Origin of the sequence: Natrinema amylolyticum (assembly GCF_020515625.1) — an archaeon.
Classification (GTDB): Archaea; Halobacteriota; Halobacteria; order Halobacteriales; family Natrialbaceae; genus Natrinema; species Natrinema amylolyticum.
This window is the reverse complement of the sequence record NZ_JAIWPJ010000002.1, coordinates 53,891-68,883: the sequence shown is the minus strand read 5'-3', so window position 1 is coordinate 68,883 and position 14,993 is coordinate 53,891. Positions and strand designations below refer to the sequence as shown.

Below are 14,993 nucleotides of genomic sequence, written 5' to 3'. Positions count from 1 at the left end.
CGCGGGCACGAACGCGATCACCCGGCGGGTGGATCTACGGCCTCGCGGCGGCGATCACCGGCGGTTTTCCGCGACCGCGGCTCGCCCGAGAGTCGCGGGTCGGTCGGTCGCGTTCGGTATCAGTCAGAAGTGTCGGTTTTACGGCGAACGCACCCGTCATTTGGAGAACTATTATATCGGGGCAGTAACCGCATTTTAACGGTCGGAGGGGTTCAACTGACCGTTTTACCTACAATACGGGAGTATAGAACGACTGGGTATCGTTCAACTTTTGCCGGCCCGCGATGGAAATGGTAGACCTTTTACCCCCGTCGAAGAACCGTACAGACGAGATGAGCTACGACAAGATCGAGGTCCCTGACGAAGGGGAGCAGATCACGCTGAAAGAGGGTACCGAGGACGAACTCGAGGTGCCTGACAACCCGATTATTCCGATTATCTACGGTGACGGTGTCGGGAGCGACGTCGGTCCCGCCGCACAGAAGGTCCTGGAGGCAGCCGCGGAGGCGACCGGCCGCGACATCAACTGGATGCGTCTCTACGCCGGCGAGTCCGCACGCGAGAAGTACGACGAGAACCTGCCCGCCGAGACCGTCGAGGCGATCAAGGAACACCGCGTCGCGATCAAGGGCCCGCTGACGACCCCCGTCGGCGCCGGTTTCCGTTCGCTGAACGTCGCGCTGCGAAAGAAACTCGACCTCTACGCGAACGTCCGACCGACCTACTATCTCGACGGCGTCCCGTCGCCCGTCTCCGAGCCGGAGCAGATGGACATGGTCACCTTCCGTGAGAACACGGAAGACGTCTACGCCGGCATCGAGTGGGAGGAGGGCACCGACGAGGTCCAGGAGGTCAAGGAGTTCGTCGAACAGGACATGGGCTTCGACAGTACCATCCACGACGGCCCCGTCGGCATCGGCGTCAAGCCGATCACCGAGTTCGGGACGAAGCGACTCGTCCGCCGCGCCATCGACTACGCCTTAGAGCACGACCGCGACTCGGTCACGCTGGTCCACAAGGGCAACATCATGAAGTTCACCGAGGGCCAGTTCCGCGACTGGGGCTACGAGGTCGCCGAAGAGGAGTACGGTGACGAGGTCATCACCGAGGACACCCTCTGGGAGGAGCGAGACGGCGAAGCGCCCGAGGACGCGGTCGTCGTCAACGACCGCATCGCCGACAACATGCTCCAGCAGCTGCTGACCCGAACGGACAACTACGACGTCATCGCGACGATGAACCTCAACGGGGACTACATGTCCGACGCCGCCGGCGCACAGATCGGTGGCCTCGGCATCGCCCCCGGTTCGAACTTCGGCGACGGCCTCCTGCTGGCCGAACCCGTCCACGGCTCCGCGCCCAAGTACGAGGGCCAGGACAAGGTCAACCCGACCGCGATGATCCTCTCGGGCCGCATGATGCTCGACTACATCGGCTGGGACGACGCCGCCGACCTCGTCCGCGACGCCGTCGAGGAGACCATCTCCTCCGGCAAGGTCACCTACGACCTCGAGCGCAACCTCGAGGACGCCGAGAAGCTCGCCACCAGCGAGTACGCCGACGAAGTCGTCAAGAATATCGAGAAACTGGCGTAAGCCGGCTTTTCGGGCAGTCAGAACGCGGAGCGATCTACTCTCGCATTTTATTTTCGATACCTCGCAGACGGCGAGTCACGTCTCGAGCGCCGCCGTGTCGTAACGCACTCGTCACCGGCGACCGTACGCTCGCTCGATGGACGATCTCGAGGTGCGAGTCGCCGAGACCGATCGAGAGCGCGACGACGCGTTCGCGGTCCGACGGACGGTGTTCGTCGAGGAGCAAGGCGTCGACGAGGACTTGGAGTACGACGACCACGACGAGACCGCCGTCCACTTCGTGGCGTACGACGACGGAGAACCGATCGGCGCGGCGCGACTGCGCGAGTACGAGGCGGGCGTTGGAAAGGTCGAACGCGTTGCGGTCCTCGAGTCCCGCCGAACGGAGGGCGTCGGTCGCGCGCTGATGGAAGCGCTCGAGCGGCGGGCAATCGATGCGGGGTTCGAAGCGCTGAAACTTCACTCACAGACGCGGGCCGCCGGCTTCTATCGCAGCCTGGGGTACGACCGCCGCGGCGAGGAGTTCGAGGAGGCCAGTATTCCCCACGTCGAGATGCGGAAGTCACTGGTCTAATCGGAATCGAACCGCTCGCGGCCCTCACTCGAGTCGCGGCAGGTCGCCCGTCCGCTCCCGACGAACGAGATCGCGAACGAACAGACGGAGCTGTCGACACAGCTCCTCGCGGTCGTCGTACGAGTAGATCCGGGCGTCCCAGCGGTCGCGGACGGCGGCGATCATCGCGCTTCGGACGCCCGACTCGTGGGCGAACGCGACTCGTTCTCGGTGGGTCGCCATGTCCTCGTCGAACAGCGATTCGAGGACCGAACCGACTTCGATACCGACGCCGAGGGTGTCGCCGGCGGCGGGAACGACGTAGACGACGGCGTTGCTCGCTCGAGGAGTACCTCTCGATGCAGCGTTCGATCGGCAACGAGACGCGGTTTCGCGTCCTCAACGCGCTCGTCGAGGCCGGGTCTCAGAGCGCCAGCGAGTTGCGCGACCGCCTCGAGGTCGAGTCGAACGTGCTTCACTACCATCTCGACGAACTCGTCGACGTCGGTCTCGTGGAGAACCGAAAGCGCACGGAGCCCGACAGTGACGGGCTCTATTCCTACTACCGAGCGACCTCGCTGGGAGAGGCGATCCTGAAACACGGTGTCCGCGAACTGATGCGGCGAGAGTGGGACGCGCTCAAGGAGTACGGCGAGTGAGTTCGCGCCGGCGTCTGTCGGCCGTCTGACTGAGTTTCAAGGGCCAGTATGTGGGCGTCGATAGTATGGAACGAGACATCCACGGTCCCGCGAACGCGGTCACATCGACGAGGGAGACGGTACAGGCGGCCGCCCGCGTCCTCCTGCCGCTGACGATCTCGGCCGCCGTCACCGCCGGCGGCGTGCTCCTCTTTTTCGCGCTGGTCAGCGTCATTCTGGGCTGACGCCGCTTCGTCGTGACCTCAGCCTCGACGAGCCACCTCAGCGCGCGTCGAGTCGCTTACGGACTACCGTTCCGGTCACTCCGAGGATCGCCAGCGCCATCGCCGCCGCAAAGGCGACGACGAACGCCGAGAGCGGCTCGGTCACCGTCTCGAGTTCGGCGAGGACGAACTCGCCCGCGAGGACGGCGGCGACGGCGAAGAGCGCGAGGCCGCCGACGTTAGCGGCCAGCGAGTTCGTCTCGGGGACGACGGCGGGGTCGTTCAGCAGGGAGAGGATCACCGCGATGGCGAAGGGCGTGCCGACGAGCCCGAACGCCAGCGTGAGGACGAGGAGCTGGAAGAAGGTTCCCCCGAGGAACGGGCCGATCGCCGAGGCGAGCGCGACGGCGACGATCGCGGCCCGGTATCGGCCGTCGCTGACGGACTGCTCCCAGCCGAGTTTGTCCGCGAGCAGGTACGGCGGGACGATGGTGTTGCCGCCGAGCGTCGAGACCGCCGCGCCCAGCAGGCCGGCGAAGAACAGCCACATGGCGTACTCGCCGGCGATCGGACCGAGCGTCTGCGCGGCTCCGACGGCATCGATCGTCGCCGGATCGACGCCGGCGGACGGGAGGATGCTCGCTGCGACGAGGAAGACCCCGAGACTGAAGACGCCGAAGGCGACGAGCATCGAACTGACGACGTCGAACATCGCGATGTCCGCGTCGCGGCTCGTCCAGCCGCGGGCGCGCATCGTGTAGCTCTGCATGGTCAGCAGCGTGATGTGGACCGCGCCACCGAGGATCCCCGCGGCGACGAGCGCCCCGTCGACGCCGGCCGGGATCGCGGGTCGCAGCCCGCTCGCCGCCGCGGCCGGATCGATCGGGACGACGAACGCCGAGGCGACGAACGCGACGACGACGATCGAGACGAGGACCTTCGCGCCAACCTCCGCGAGGCGATAGCCGCCGCCCGCGAGCCCCAGAGCGAGGATCACCGCCCAGATCACGCCCCAGAGGCGTGGGTCAGTCAGTGCCGCGGTACCGACGCCCGCGCTGTCGACGATCGTCGCACTCGCGCCCGCCAGCGTCTTCATGATGACGAGCTGTGCTAATCCCGCGGCCAGCACGACGTCGACGACGAGCACCCAGGCCCAGAACGAGCCGAGGTGACGGTCGACGACCGAGACGATGCCCGCTTCGGTGAACAACCCCAGCCGCATCGAGAGATACTGCCCGACAGTGCCGAGGACGGCCGAGAGGACGACCACCCACAGTAAGGCGTAGCCGAAGCTCGCGCCCGCGACCAGCAGACTGGCCATGGTCGCCGGCCCCGCCGCGATCGCGCCGGCGAGCCACGTCGGCCCCAGTCGCTCGAGAAACGATCCCATTCGTCCGATACCCCACGAGTCCGACGACCGTGACTCGGTTGCCATCGGGTCCCCTTGCGAGCTGAACTATATAACTGCGTGGTATTCGCCGGTGATCGATAATCGAATCCCCTCTGAGAGCCTACTCCGACTGCCAGTTCGGGTCCTCCCGGGGCGGGCTAAAGATGTCGACACCGCGGACCGTCTCCTCGCCGCGGTTCTCGGCCGCGTGGGGTTGGTCGCCCGGAATCGCATAGGAATCGCCGGGACCGCAGACGATCTCCTCATCGTCAATGAGGAATGTCAGCTCGCCCTGCGTGATATAGCCAGTCTGCTCGTGAGGGTGACTGTGCTCGTCGACTACCGCGCCGGGCTCGATCTCGAAGTGCTGGACGTTCATCGAGTCGGTCCCTGCCATCAGCGCCAGGTGGACGCCGTCGGCGGCTTCCGACGGCTCGAGATCCGAAAGCGAAACGCGTTCCATACGCGACGAAACGACGACGCGGCACATAATTCCGCGGATACCGGCGGTGGCGCTCAGTCGTCGCGGGGTATCTCATCAGGTTCGACGACAGTCCGAAAAACTAATTAATTTTCTAATATAAAGAAGTCGTATGAACCCGTACGTGATCCTCGGTGGCGCGATCCTGTCGGAGTTGTTCGGAACGACGGCGCTCAAACTCTCCGACGGGTTCTCGCGGCCGCTACCCAGTCTCGGCGTCGTCGTCGGCTACGGCCTCGCCTTCTATCTCCTCTCGCTGACGCTCGAGGACCTGCCGGTCGGCATCGTCTACGCGACGTGGGCCACGCTCGGCATCATCGGCGTCGCGGCGATCGGCGTGCTCGCGTTCGACGAGCGCCTCGACGGGGCGGCCGTGGCCGGGATGGGGCTCATCCTCACTGGCGTCTACTGTCTGAACGTCCTCTCTGACGTGTCGGCACACTGAGCCGCTCTCTCCGTTTCCGGTCGCCGCTCTGGCGGTGTCACGGCACCCGACTACTTTCGCCGCGCTTGCCGAACCTTGAACTACCGCGAGGGGCCACTCCGAGACATGTACGCCGTCGTCGGCTGTAGCGCGTGTTCGAACCTCTGGATCATCGAGGGGCGCTCCGAGACGACCCAGTGTCCCCGCTGTGGCTCGCGGAAGGCCTACGAGAAGCGCAAGAAGTTCGTCGAGACCGACGACGCCGCTCACGCCCGCGACGTGCGCGCCTCGATGCTGGCGAACCGGCAGGGCGAGGGCGAGGCCTTCGCCGAACTGGACTCCTTCGCCGCCTTAGAGGACGAGGTCGCCGACGGGGTCGTCGACGACGACGAGTACCTCTCGGAGTCCGGGCTGGACGTCGACGAAGTCGAGGCGGCCGGCGACCGCAATCCGCGCGGGCCGAGCCGCAGCGGGAGCAAGCGGGAGATCGTCGAGAGGGCACTGGAAGCCCTCGAGGAGCCCACGGAAGACGAGGTCGTCGAGTACGCCGGCGAGCGCGGCGTCTCGGCCGAGTACGTCAGGGACGCGCTCGAGAAACTGACGCGGCGCGGGGTCGTCAGCGAGAGCCGGGGTCGCTACCGGCTGTTGTAGACCGTCGGGGCCGTATCGCCACGGCTATCCCGTCTCGACGGCTCCGTAGGGTATGGCAGAGACGGTCGACCTCCAGGAGCCCGTCGTCGGCGCGGGACTGGTGGTCGCAGTCGGGTTGCTGGGTTACGGAACCGTCGTCAGCGAGACGATCGTCGGAATCGACGCCTCCGTCGGAGCGACGTGGATCCTCGCGGCGACGTTCGCCGTTCTCGCGGTGATCCACGCGAGCGTCGGGCAGTACGATCTCACGCTCGGACACGGGGGCGGTGCCGTCGGTTGGCTGCTCGTCCTGCTCGGCTCAACGGGCGTCCACGTCGCGCTCGGGTTGGCACTGCTCGTCCTCTCTGGCGGGTACATCGCGATCAGAACGAAACGCCGCCGCAGCGACGACTCCGGGGAGCCACCGGCGGAGAGCTAACCGGTCGCGTTTCCGGCGGACAGATTCTCACCACCGAGACGCCGGTCGGCCGCTTTCGGAGGGCGCTCGAGGGGTCCGACGAGAGAAACCGAACTGCAGAGAGCGGTCCGAGAGAGGGGATCGACGGAGCTACCGGCCCAGATCCTCGTGTGCGCTCGCGAGGTGCCGCGAGGAGAGCGCGCCGAGCAGGGAGAGTTCGCCGGCGAGCGCACCGACGGCGATGATCTCGGCGAGCGCGTCGGCGTTCGAGCCCGGCGGGTCGCCGCCGCCCCGAATACCGAGAACGTCGAGCGCTTCGGATTGCGTCGGGAGCTTCGTCCCGCCGCCGACGGTGCCCACCTCGAGCGAGGCCAGCGAGACGCTGGCGTAGAGGTCGGTGGTACCGTCCTCGCGCTCGCGGGCGTCCATCGTGGTGATCGTGTTCGCCGCTTCCACGACCTGGGCCTCGTCCTGGCCCGTCGCGAGGAAGGCCGCGCCGACGACGTTGGCGGCGTGGGCGTTGAATCCCAGACTGCCCGCTTTGGCGCTGCCGATCAGGTTCTTACGGGTGTTGGCCTCTGCGATGGCGTCGGCGGTGGTGTGGAGGCGGTCCTCGACGAGTTCGCCGGGGATCACGACGTCGGCGGTCACGGAGCGACCCCGACCTTCGACGGCGTTGATCGCGGCGGGTTTCTTGTCCGAACAGAGGTTTCCCGAGAGCGCGACGAGGGAGGCGGGAGTCTCGCTCTCGACGAGTTCGCAGGCCTCGCCGGTCGCGATCGTGGCCATGTTCATCCCCATCGCGTCCTTGGTGTCGTAGGCGAAGCGCAGGTAGACGGAGTCGCCGACCACGTACGGCTCGATGTCGAGCAGTTCGCCGTGACTCGTCGTCGATTCGGCGGCCTCTCTGAGCGCCTCGAAGTTGTCCTCGACCCACTCGACGGCCTCGGCGGCCTCGGCGACGCCCGCGACCCGGAAGACCGGCGCTCGAGTCATCCCGTTTTTCGTCACGCGTGCGTCCGCGCCGCCCGCGGAACGGAGCACGCCGAGACCGCGGTTGACCGACGCCAGCAGCGCGCCCTCGGTCGTCGCCAGCGGGAGGTAGTGCTCGCCGTCGGCCGCGCCGCCGCTTACCGGGACGGGGCCGACGACGCCCATCGGCACCTGCGCCGCGCCGATCATGTTCTCGATGTTCGGGTCCGCCCGCTCGGCGGGGAAGGCGTAGTCGCCGATCGCCTCGAGTTCCGCACCGGTCTCCCGTTCGATGAGCAGCCGACGCGCGTGGGCCGCGGTGTCGTAGTCGGCGTGGTCCTCGAGTTCGTGAATGCGAAGCTCGCCCTCGCGCACCCGCTCGGCGAGGTCCTCGGGGTCTGTCATGGATGGGTCAAGAGGGTGGTGGGCCCTAACAGTTGCTGATCGCCGCGGTCACGAGACCGTCGTCACGGACTCGTCGCTCGCCGTTCGATACTCCAGGAGGATTTCGTAACAGACGAGCGCGACGATCGAACCGGTCCCGATGAGGGCGATCAGCAGGTGACGGCCGCCGTCCGCGTCGGCGGCGAACGCGATCGCAAACGTCGCCGTCGCGACCGCGGCGACCCGGATCCTGCTTCGGGATCGGTCCGCGTCATCGTCAGTGACCGCGAGGTACAACTGCGGTAAGGCCACGGCGACGCCGGCGAACAGGAGGAAGGCGAGGAGCGGCCGGTCCCGAATCGCGACCCCGAACTGGCGATCCGCGACGAGCGAGCCGGCGAGCGCGAGGACGACTAGGAGAAGCGAGCCGAAGATGACGCGGCCTTCGCGATCGATCATACGGGCCGGTCAACGGACGGACAAGTCAACCTTGCGCTCGAGAGACGGTCGTAGGCCCGCCGTACGCTCTCGTTTCGACGTTTGGCGGTCCCTACTGAATCGGACGGCGCGCGCAATCGCGCGACGGGATCGGTGACCCGACCGTTTTTTGCCACTCGCCCGCGGCCACTCTGGCATGACCGCGGCCGCTGACCGCCTGCTGGTCGACGCGGAGGTCCACGCGCTCACCGACCCCGACACCGTCTCCGAGGCGGTGGCGATCCGGGACGGCGAGATCGTTCGCCTCGGGCGGACGTCCGAAGTCGAGTTCCTCGCCGGCGTCGAAACCGACGTGATCGACTGCGGTGGACGAGTCGTCCTGCCGGGATTCGTCGACGCGCACACGCACATGGAGCAACTGGGCCAACACCTCGTCCACGCGGACCTCTCGGCCGCCGACGGTCCCGAGGAGTGCGTCCGACTGCTACGCGAGCGGGCCGAGCGGGCCGCCGACCGCGAGTGGATTCTCGGATTCGGCTACGACGAGAGCGAGTGGACCGACGGCCGATCGACACCGCTGACGCGGGCGGACCTCGACCGCGTCAGCGAGGACCGACCGGTCGTCGCGATGCGAGTCGACTTGCACACCGCCTCGCTGAACGGGGTCGCGCTCGAGCGCCTCGCCGACGAGCTTCCCGAGGGCGATCTGCGGCGCGAGAACGGCGAGCCGACCGGCGTCGCCGTCGAGGACGCCGCCGAAGCGGTCCGGAAACGGCTCACGGCCGATCGCGAGGAGATGCGCAAAGTGCTCGCGGCCGCGACGGAGTACGCGGTCGAGCGCGGCGTCACCGGCGTCCACGACAAGGTCCGCGGCTCGGTCGCCCCGCGGGTCTACCGCGAGCTAGCCGCCGACGGCGACCTCCCCCTGCGCGTCCGGATCGACTACTGGAGCGACCACCTCGAGGCGCTCGGCGACGTCGGCGTCGGGACGAACGACGGCGACGAGCGGGTGCAGACCGGGGCGATCAAGTCCTTCTCGGACGGGAGTATCGGGAGTCGAACGGCGAAACTGGCGGCACCGTACGCGGACGCCGACGGAGACGGCGGCGATAGCGATGGCAGCGACGGCGACGACGGTGGCGACGGGGCATCCGACGTCGACGGCGAGCGCGGCCAATGGGTCGTCGATCCGGCCAACCTCGCCGATCTCGTCGAGCGAGCCGACGACGAGGGGTATCAGGTCTGCGTCCACGCCATCGGCGACGACGCGATCGAGGAGACGCTGTCGACTCTCGAGGCGACCGCCGACCCGGGCGGGTCGCGCCACCGGATCGAACACGCGGAACTGGCGACCGACGACCACCTCGAGCGCATGGCCGCGGCGGGGATCATCGCCTCGATGCAGCCGAACTTTCACCGCTGGGCCGACGAGGGCGGGCTCTACGACCGACGCCTCGGCCCGGAACGGCGCGAGCGGACGAACCGGTTCCGCCGAGTGCTCGAGGCGGGCGTCCCCCTCGCTTTCGGCTCGGACTGTATGCCGCTCGATCCGTTACTGGGGATTCACCACGCGGTGACCGCGCCGACGGACGCACAGCGACTGTCGGTCACCGAGGCGCTGCGAGCGTACACGCGGGGTGCGGCCTACGCCGGCTTCGACGACGACCGGCTCGGAACGCTCGAGCCCGGCAAGCGCGGCGATCTGGTCGTGCTCGAGGCGTCGCCGTGGGAGCGGTCGGATCGGATCGACGAGATCGACGTCGCGATGACGCTCGTCGACGGCGAGATCGTCTTGGACGGGCGCGAGACGTAGGAAGACGGTCGCGGACGTCCCGCGTTCAAGATTCATTGCGACCGATCTCGAACTGGAGCTGCCGGAATAGGTTTCTCTTCCGCGGCCGCCCGACTTCCTCGGATCTCCGTCGAGGCGGCGATCCGATCCGATCGGAAGCGCCGAGAGTCAGAACTGCCGCCGCGACCCTGACGGGGATTCGATTTTTGCCGCTGGAGCGCAACGAGGGGCGCATGGACGTTGGACTCATGGTAACGGCCTTCGGCGACGTGGACCTCGCGGACGTCGCGGTTCGCGCCGAAGGGCAGGGGTACGACGCCGTCTGGGTCGGCGAACTCTGGGGGGCCAGCGGCGTCGTCCAGGCCACCGAGATGGCCTGTCGGACCGACGAGATCGGTATCGGGACCGCGATACTGAACGTCTACTCGCGGTCGCCGGCCGTCCTCGCGATGACGGCGGCCTCGCTCGAGGACGCCGCCGACGGACGGTTCACGCTCGGTCTCGGGACGAGCACGGCCGCGGCGGTCGAGGGTCTCCACGGGATGGCGTTCGACCGGCCGGTGCGACGCGCACACGAGACGATCGAACTGATCCGCGAACTCACCGCGGGGACCGGCGAGCCGGTCGAGTACGACGGCGAACTGCTCGAGGCGGCGAACTTCCCGTCGATCGAGTGCTCGGTACCGATCTATCACGCCGGGCTCGGGCCGGCAAATCGCCGCGTCGTCGGGCGGCTCTGTGACGGCTGGATCCCGCACAACATCCCGTTCTCGCGGCTCGAGGACGCCTTCGAGGAGGTCGCGGCGGCCGCGCGAGAACGCGACCGAGACCCGAGCGAGATCACGATCGCGCCCTACGTGCCCGCGGCGGTCAGCGAGGAGCCGACCGAGGCCCGCGAGACGCTGCGGCGACACGTCGCCTACTACGTCGGGAGCGGCGAGGGCTACCGGCGAGCGGTCGCGACCGAGTTCCCGGACGAGGCCGACCGGATCGCCGCGGCGTGGCGCGACGGCGAGAAGAGCGCGGCCGCGAGCGCCGTCACTGACGAGATGATCGCCGACCTCGGGGTCGCCGGAACGCCCGACGACGCGCGCGACCGACTTCGGACGCTCGTCGCCGAAACGGGGATCGACCACCCCATCGTCGTCGTTCCGGAACCGGCCTCGAGCGAGGTCGCGGAGACGACGATCGACGCGCTCGCACCGGACCGGTTGTAGCGGCCGCCTCGCGGCGGCACTCGACGCGTCACGACTACTGCCGACCCTTGCGAATCCGCGGATAGCGTTTTTTGAGGCCACTCCCGTCAGTCCCGATCCCGGAACAATCATGAGTACGAGCTACACCGATTTCGTCGGCGAGGTACAGCACCGAATCGAGGCCGGGACACAGGCCGAGGCCGTCAGAACGACGCGTGCGGTCCTCGAGACGCTCGGCGAGCGCGTCGGGGAAGGCGGGGCGACGGACATCGCGAGCCCGCTCCCGATGGAGATCGATCGATACCTGCTCGAGGCCGATCACGGCCAGACGTACGATTACGACGCGTTCGTCGACCACGTGCTCGAGCGGCTGAACTACGACGATCTCGACCTCGACGCGTCGTACGGCCGCCCGTCGAATATCGACCGGTCCGAGGCCGTCTACCGGATCAAGGCCGTCGTCGAACTCGTCAGCGAACGGGTCCCCGGCGGAGAGCTGGCTCACGCCGAGGAGCAGTTGCCCGACGAGTTCGGAGACATGTTCGAGTTCGTCGACGCCGAGACCAAGCCCTGGGAGGAAGTCTGACGACGACCGCGCGCAGGACCGCGGACGTCGAACAGCATGGGCTCTCGGTCTCGCCGACCGTACGAACGGAAAATGGGTGGCGGACTCGAGAGAAGAGCTCCCGGTTCCGCAGCGAGTGAGAAATCGAACGCCGAGTCGATAGCGGGTCAGCGCCGGTCGTAAATCCGGACCGCGCGGTCGTGGCGCTCCGAGAGCCCGTGCGGGTTGCGCTGGCTCGAGCGATCGGCATAGAGGGCGCGAACGCCGTCCCACAGTCCCCGTCCGACGTTCGCAACGACGTCCGTTCCGTCCGATATCCAGCCGGTCGGCGTCGCCTCGCCGGACACCAGTCGACGAATCCCGCCCGCGCCGTCCCGCAGCGCGCTGCCGACGGTCCGGGCGAGGACGGACGGACGCGGGCCGTAATTCTTCACGAGCCGATAGGACAGCGATCGGTACGTCGCCCCCCAGTCGGGATCGGCCCGACCGCCGTCCGTCCCGACCTCACAGCGGGCGGCCATCGTCGCCGACCACGACACCTCGTGGCCGAGTCCGGCCACGCGGTGGGCACAGTCGCGCTCGCTCGCCTCCTCCAGATACTCGTCGAAGCCGTCCAGTTCCTCGAGGACGGACCGCTCGAACGCGACGTTGTCACCGTGGAAGTGCGTTACTGTCCGTCCGGCGACCTGTCCCGGGGATCGGGGGTCCGTCTCGACGGGACCGCCGGTAACGGGACCGGTGACGACGGCCGTTTCGTCGGCCATCGACTCGTCGATAGCCCCGTACCAGCTGTGGTCGATCGCGTACTCGCCGTCGAGGAAGGCGACGACGTCCCCCGTCGCGAGTTCGAAGCCGGCGTTGCGGGAGACGCCGGGGTTCCGTTCGGAGATTTCGACGAGGACGTCGACGTCGTCGCGCTCTCGAACGACGCCGGTCGTCCCGTCCGAGGAGGGGCCGTTGACGACGATGATCTCCGCCGAGGACGGCGTCCGCTCCGCGAGGGCGTCGAGACACGACAGCAACCGCTCCCGGTCGTTGAGCGTCGAGACGACTACCGAGAGCTCCATACCGCCCGATAGGGGCTCCTGATAGTAAATAGATGGGATTCCGGTCGGTTCGATCAACGAACGTGCGCGTTCCAGTACGACACCGACGCGAAGTGGTCGGTGACCGGGAGTTCGCCGACCGCCTTGTCGAGTGCGCGAAGCGGCGACGCGAGCCCGTTGGGGATCGACCGATACAGTCCGTAGGGAAGGAGGAAATCGTCCTCGACGTCGACGAGAGTGAGATCGGTCTTCGCGAGGAGGACGGCGACCTCACTCTTCGAGTAGAGCCGCGATCCCATCGGAAGCGCCCAGTTATAGACGCTCCGCGTCGAAAACCGGTTGAACGTATCGAAGACGATCTGATCGCGGGAGACGCGCCGCATTTCCTCTAAGAACGCCTCGGGATCGTCCGCGAGATGGAAGAACCGCATCGCGACCACGGTATCGAAGTGATCGTCCGGAAACGGCAGCCGCCCCGCGTCACCGCGGAGGAATTCGAGCGTTCCCGCGAGGTCGGCGTCTTTGGCCTTCCGGCGTCCCTGCTGTAACATCGCTGCCGAGATATCGAGTCCGACGACGTCGGCCCCCTGATGGGCCAGCATGACGGTAAACCGCCCGGTACCACAGGCGATCTCGAGGACCTTCCGGTCCTCGACGGGCATGATGGCCTCGAGGACAGCCTCCTTCTCGCGGCGGTCGATCAGCTGGCCGCCCTGGGAGAACCGCTTGTCGTCGTATTCCTCGGCGATGTCGTCGGCTTGGTACCACTCCTGTCCTTTCACACTGGGCGAATCTACTGTTGCGATGGGATAAAACGATACTGGAGTCCGACGACGACGGTCGATCGGTTCGTTCTCCCCGTTCGCCCGACTCACGGGCCGATCGACGCGGAACACGCTCCGAAACCTATCTGTGTTAATATCCCATTCATATGCCTTATACAAACTGCATTATTCGTATCCACATATAGGGAAGCTTTACCATTGGCGGTTCCGCTGACGTAGATATGAGCATGAGTACAGCCGAGGACCGCGCCGCCGCCGCCGAGGAAACCCTGTCAGAGGACGAGTACCGTGACCGACTCCGCGATCTGCCACCGAGTGCCAAACTCGTCGCGAAAGTGCTCGAGACCGACTCGCCGCTCTCGCAGGGCCAACTGGCCGAGGAGTCGCTACTCCCCGACCGCACCGTTCGCTACGCGCTCAACCGACTCGAGGACGTCGGCCTCGTCGGCTCCCGATACAGCTTCCGGGACGCCCGCAAGCAGGTCTACTTCCTCAAGCACTGACCGTCTCACCGCCCGTCTCGATTTCACTGCTCGGGGGTACGGGGGTAGATCCGCGCACAGGCCGTCCGTCGATACGCCTTTTTTCGCTCGGTCGCACTGTCAGGATATGAATGTCACTCGGTGGTCCGTCCCGGTCGCAACGCGCGCGCCGACCGGCGAGACCAACGCCTACCTGATCCGGGAGACGACGGAGTCGTCTCGGACCGACGAGCGGCGACATCGCGAGTCCGAAACCGAGCCGGCGATTCTCGTCGACCCGGCGGCGCGAACCGACGACCTCGATCGGCTGGTCCGCGAGCACAGCATCGAGCACGTCCTCGTTACCCACACCCATCCCGATCACGTCGGTGCGGTCGACGCCTACGCGACTGAGACCGGGGCAACCGTCTGGGCGCGCTACGGCCGCGCCGGCCGGTTTCGCGACGCGACGGGGCGCGAGCCGGATCGGACGTTCGCGCCGGGAACCGCGATTCCGCTCGGCGACGAGCGCGCACGCGTTCTCGACGCGCCGGGCCATGCGCCGGATCACGTGGCACTCGAGGCCGGCCGCGACGGACCGATCCTGTGTGGCGACTGTGCCGTCCGCGAGGGCAGCGTCGTCGTCGGCGCGCCCGAGGGCGACATGCGCGCGTACGTGACGACGCTGCGTCGCCTCTGGGCGATGGATCCGCCCGCACTGCATCCGGGCCACGGCCCCGCGATCGATGCGCCCCGCGAAACCCTCGAGCGACTGCTCTCCCACCGAGCCGAGCGCGAGCGGCGAGTGCTCGAGGCCGTCACCGGCGGTGCCGAAACGCTCGACGAGATCCTCGAATCGGCCTACAAGAAGGACCTTACGGGCGTGCGCGATCTCGCGCGGGCGACGGTCCGTGCCCACCTCCAGAAACTCGCCGTCGAGGGGCGGGCGGCGTGGGACGGCGAGCGCGCGACGCCGGCCGAGGGCGACTGACTTTTCCGCA

The 14,993-nt window shown here is 67.4% G+C and carries 18 protein-coding genes and 1 pseudogene; 12 read left to right on the top strand and 7 right to left on the bottom strand.

The window, feature by feature from the left end; all coding sequences use genetic code 11:
- Positions 1-332 precede the first annotated feature (332 nt).
- Both icd and LDH66_RS10520 read left to right on the top strand, forming a co-directional pair.
- The gene (gene icd, locus LDH66_RS10525; protein WP_226481038.1) at positions 333-1,595 is read left to right on the top strand and encodes an isocitrate dehydrogenase (NADP(+)); all 1,263 of its coding nucleotides are present in this window, start codon (positions 333-335) and stop codon (positions 1,593-1,595) included.
- Positions 1,596-1,731: 136 nt separating this feature from the next.
- The gene (locus LDH66_RS10520; RefSeq protein WP_226481037.1) at positions 1,732-2,169 is read left to right on the top strand and encodes a GNAT family N-acetyltransferase; all 438 of its coding nucleotides are present in this window, start codon (positions 1,732-1,734) and stop codon (positions 2,167-2,169) included.
- A 24-nt stretch (positions 2,170-2,193) separates the two neighbouring features.
- On the opposite strand, the gene LDH66_RS10515 is transcribed toward LDH66_RS10520, so the two are convergent.
- Positions 2,194-2,433 carry a DUF7509 family protein gene (locus LDH66_RS10515; RefSeq protein WP_425492948.1) on the bottom strand — a complete coding sequence of 80 codons (240 nt, stop codon included), beginning with the start codon at positions 2,431-2,433 and terminating at the stop codon, positions 2,194-2,196.
- 53 nt (positions 2,434-2,486) lie between these two features.
- Here LDH66_RS10515 and LDH66_RS10510 point away from each other — a divergent pair.
- Positions 2,487-2,807 (top strand): annotated as a pseudogene (locus tag LDH66_RS10510) (winged helix-turn-helix domain-containing protein); the annotation flags it as partial.
- A 65-nt stretch (positions 2,808-2,872) separates the two neighbouring features.
- Positions 2,873-3,031, top strand: a complete 159-nt coding sequence (locus LDH66_RS10505) for a hypothetical protein (RefSeq protein ID WP_226481034.1) — start codon at positions 2,873-2,875, stop codon at positions 3,029-3,031.
- Between the two features lie 37 nt (positions 3,032-3,068).
- Here LDH66_RS10505 and LDH66_RS10500 read toward each other — a convergent pair whose 3' ends face one another.
- Together LDH66_RS10500 and LDH66_RS10495 are read right to left on the bottom strand one after the other, a co-directional pair.
- Positions 3,069-4,445, bottom strand: a complete 1,377-nt coding sequence (locus LDH66_RS10500) for an NRAMP family divalent metal transporter (RefSeq protein WP_226481033.1) — start codon at positions 4,443-4,445, stop codon at positions 3,069-3,071.
- A 76-nt stretch (positions 4,446-4,521) separates the two neighbouring features.
- Positions 4,522-4,863 (bottom strand): cupin domain-containing protein, encoded by a 342-nt coding sequence (locus tag LDH66_RS10495; protein WP_226481032.1) that lies wholly within the window; start codon positions 4,861-4,863, stop codon positions 4,522-4,524.
- Between the two features lie 130 nt (positions 4,864-4,993).
- Here LDH66_RS10495 and LDH66_RS10490 point away from each other — a divergent pair, with 130 nt between their 5' ends.
- The 3 genes from LDH66_RS10490 to LDH66_RS10480 all read left to right on the top strand — a co-directional run bounded on the left by LDH66_RS10490 (position 4,994) and on the right by LDH66_RS10480 (position 6,374).
- Positions 4,994-5,326, top strand: a complete 333-nt coding sequence (locus tag LDH66_RS10490; protein ID WP_226481031.1) for a DMT family transporter — start codon at positions 4,994-4,996, stop codon at positions 5,324-5,326.
- 105 nt (positions 5,327-5,431) lie between these two features.
- Positions 5,432-5,956: a DUF5817 domain-containing protein gene (locus LDH66_RS10485; protein WP_226481030.1), complete on the top strand. Its 525-nt coding sequence runs from the start codon at positions 5,432-5,434 to the stop codon at positions 5,954-5,956.
- Positions 5,957-6,008: 52 nt separating this feature from the next.
- Positions 6,009-6,374, top strand: a complete 366-nt coding sequence (locus tag LDH66_RS10480) for a hypothetical protein (protein ID WP_226481029.1) — start codon at positions 6,009-6,011, stop codon at positions 6,372-6,374.
- A gap of 129 nt (positions 6,375-6,503) precedes the next feature.
- On the opposite strand, the gene hmgA is transcribed toward LDH66_RS10480, so the two are convergent.
- Positions 6,504-7,730, bottom strand: a complete 1,227-nt coding sequence (gene hmgA / locus LDH66_RS10475; RefSeq protein WP_226481028.1) for a hydroxymethylglutaryl-CoA reductase (NADPH) — start codon at positions 7,728-7,730, stop codon at positions 6,504-6,506.
- Positions 7,731-7,778: 48 nt separating this feature from the next.
- Positions 7,779-8,168, bottom strand: a complete 390-nt coding sequence (locus tag LDH66_RS10470; RefSeq protein WP_226481027.1) for a hypothetical protein — start codon at positions 8,166-8,168, stop codon at positions 7,779-7,781.
- A 175-nt stretch (positions 8,169-8,343) separates the two neighbouring features.
- Here LDH66_RS10470 and LDH66_RS10465 point away from each other — a divergent pair, with 175 nt between their 5' ends.
- The 3 genes from LDH66_RS10465 (at position 8,344) to LDH66_RS10455 (ending at position 11,721) form a co-directional block, all read left to right on the top strand.
- The gene (locus tag LDH66_RS10465) at positions 8,344-9,960 is read left to right on the top strand and encodes an amidohydrolase (protein WP_226481026.1); all 1,617 of its coding nucleotides are present in this window, start codon (positions 8,344-8,346) and stop codon (positions 9,958-9,960) included.
- A gap of 212 nt (positions 9,961-10,172) precedes the next feature.
- Positions 10,173-11,156 carry an LLM class flavin-dependent oxidoreductase gene (locus tag LDH66_RS10460; protein ID WP_226481025.1) on the top strand — a complete coding sequence of 328 codons (984 nt, stop codon included), beginning with the start codon at positions 10,173-10,175 and terminating at the stop codon, positions 11,154-11,156.
- Positions 11,157-11,265: 109 nt separating this feature from the next.
- Entirely contained in the window at positions 11,266-11,721 is a 456-nt protein-coding gene (locus LDH66_RS10455) for a DUF2267 domain-containing protein (protein WP_226481024.1), read from the top strand.
- 146 nt (positions 11,722-11,867) lie between these two features.
- On the opposite strand, the gene LDH66_RS10450 is transcribed toward LDH66_RS10455, so the two are convergent.
- The gene (locus tag LDH66_RS10450; protein ID WP_226481023.1) at positions 11,868-12,767 is read right to left on the bottom strand and encodes a glycosyltransferase family 2 protein; all 900 of its coding nucleotides are present in this window, start codon (positions 12,765-12,767) and stop codon (positions 11,868-11,870) included.
- A 53-nt stretch (positions 12,768-12,820) separates the two neighbouring features.
- Positions 12,821-13,528 carry a class I SAM-dependent methyltransferase gene (locus LDH66_RS10445; protein ID WP_226481022.1) on the bottom strand — a complete coding sequence of 236 codons (708 nt, stop codon included), beginning with the start codon at positions 13,526-13,528 and terminating at the stop codon, positions 12,821-12,823.
- A 224-nt stretch (positions 13,529-13,752) separates the two neighbouring features.
- Between LDH66_RS10445 and LDH66_RS10440 the strand changes: the two genes are divergently transcribed.
- Complete coding sequence (locus tag LDH66_RS10440; RefSeq protein WP_226481021.1) at positions 13,753-14,034, top strand: MarR family transcriptional regulator; 282 nt, start codon at positions 13,753-13,755, stop codon at positions 14,032-14,034.
- Positions 14,035-14,140: 106 nt separating this feature from the next.
- The gene (locus LDH66_RS10435; protein ID WP_226481020.1) at positions 14,141-14,983 is read left to right on the top strand and encodes an MBL fold metallo-hydrolase; all 843 of its coding nucleotides are present in this window, start codon (positions 14,141-14,143) and stop codon (positions 14,981-14,983) included.
- Positions 14,984-14,993: the final 10 nt, after the last annotated feature.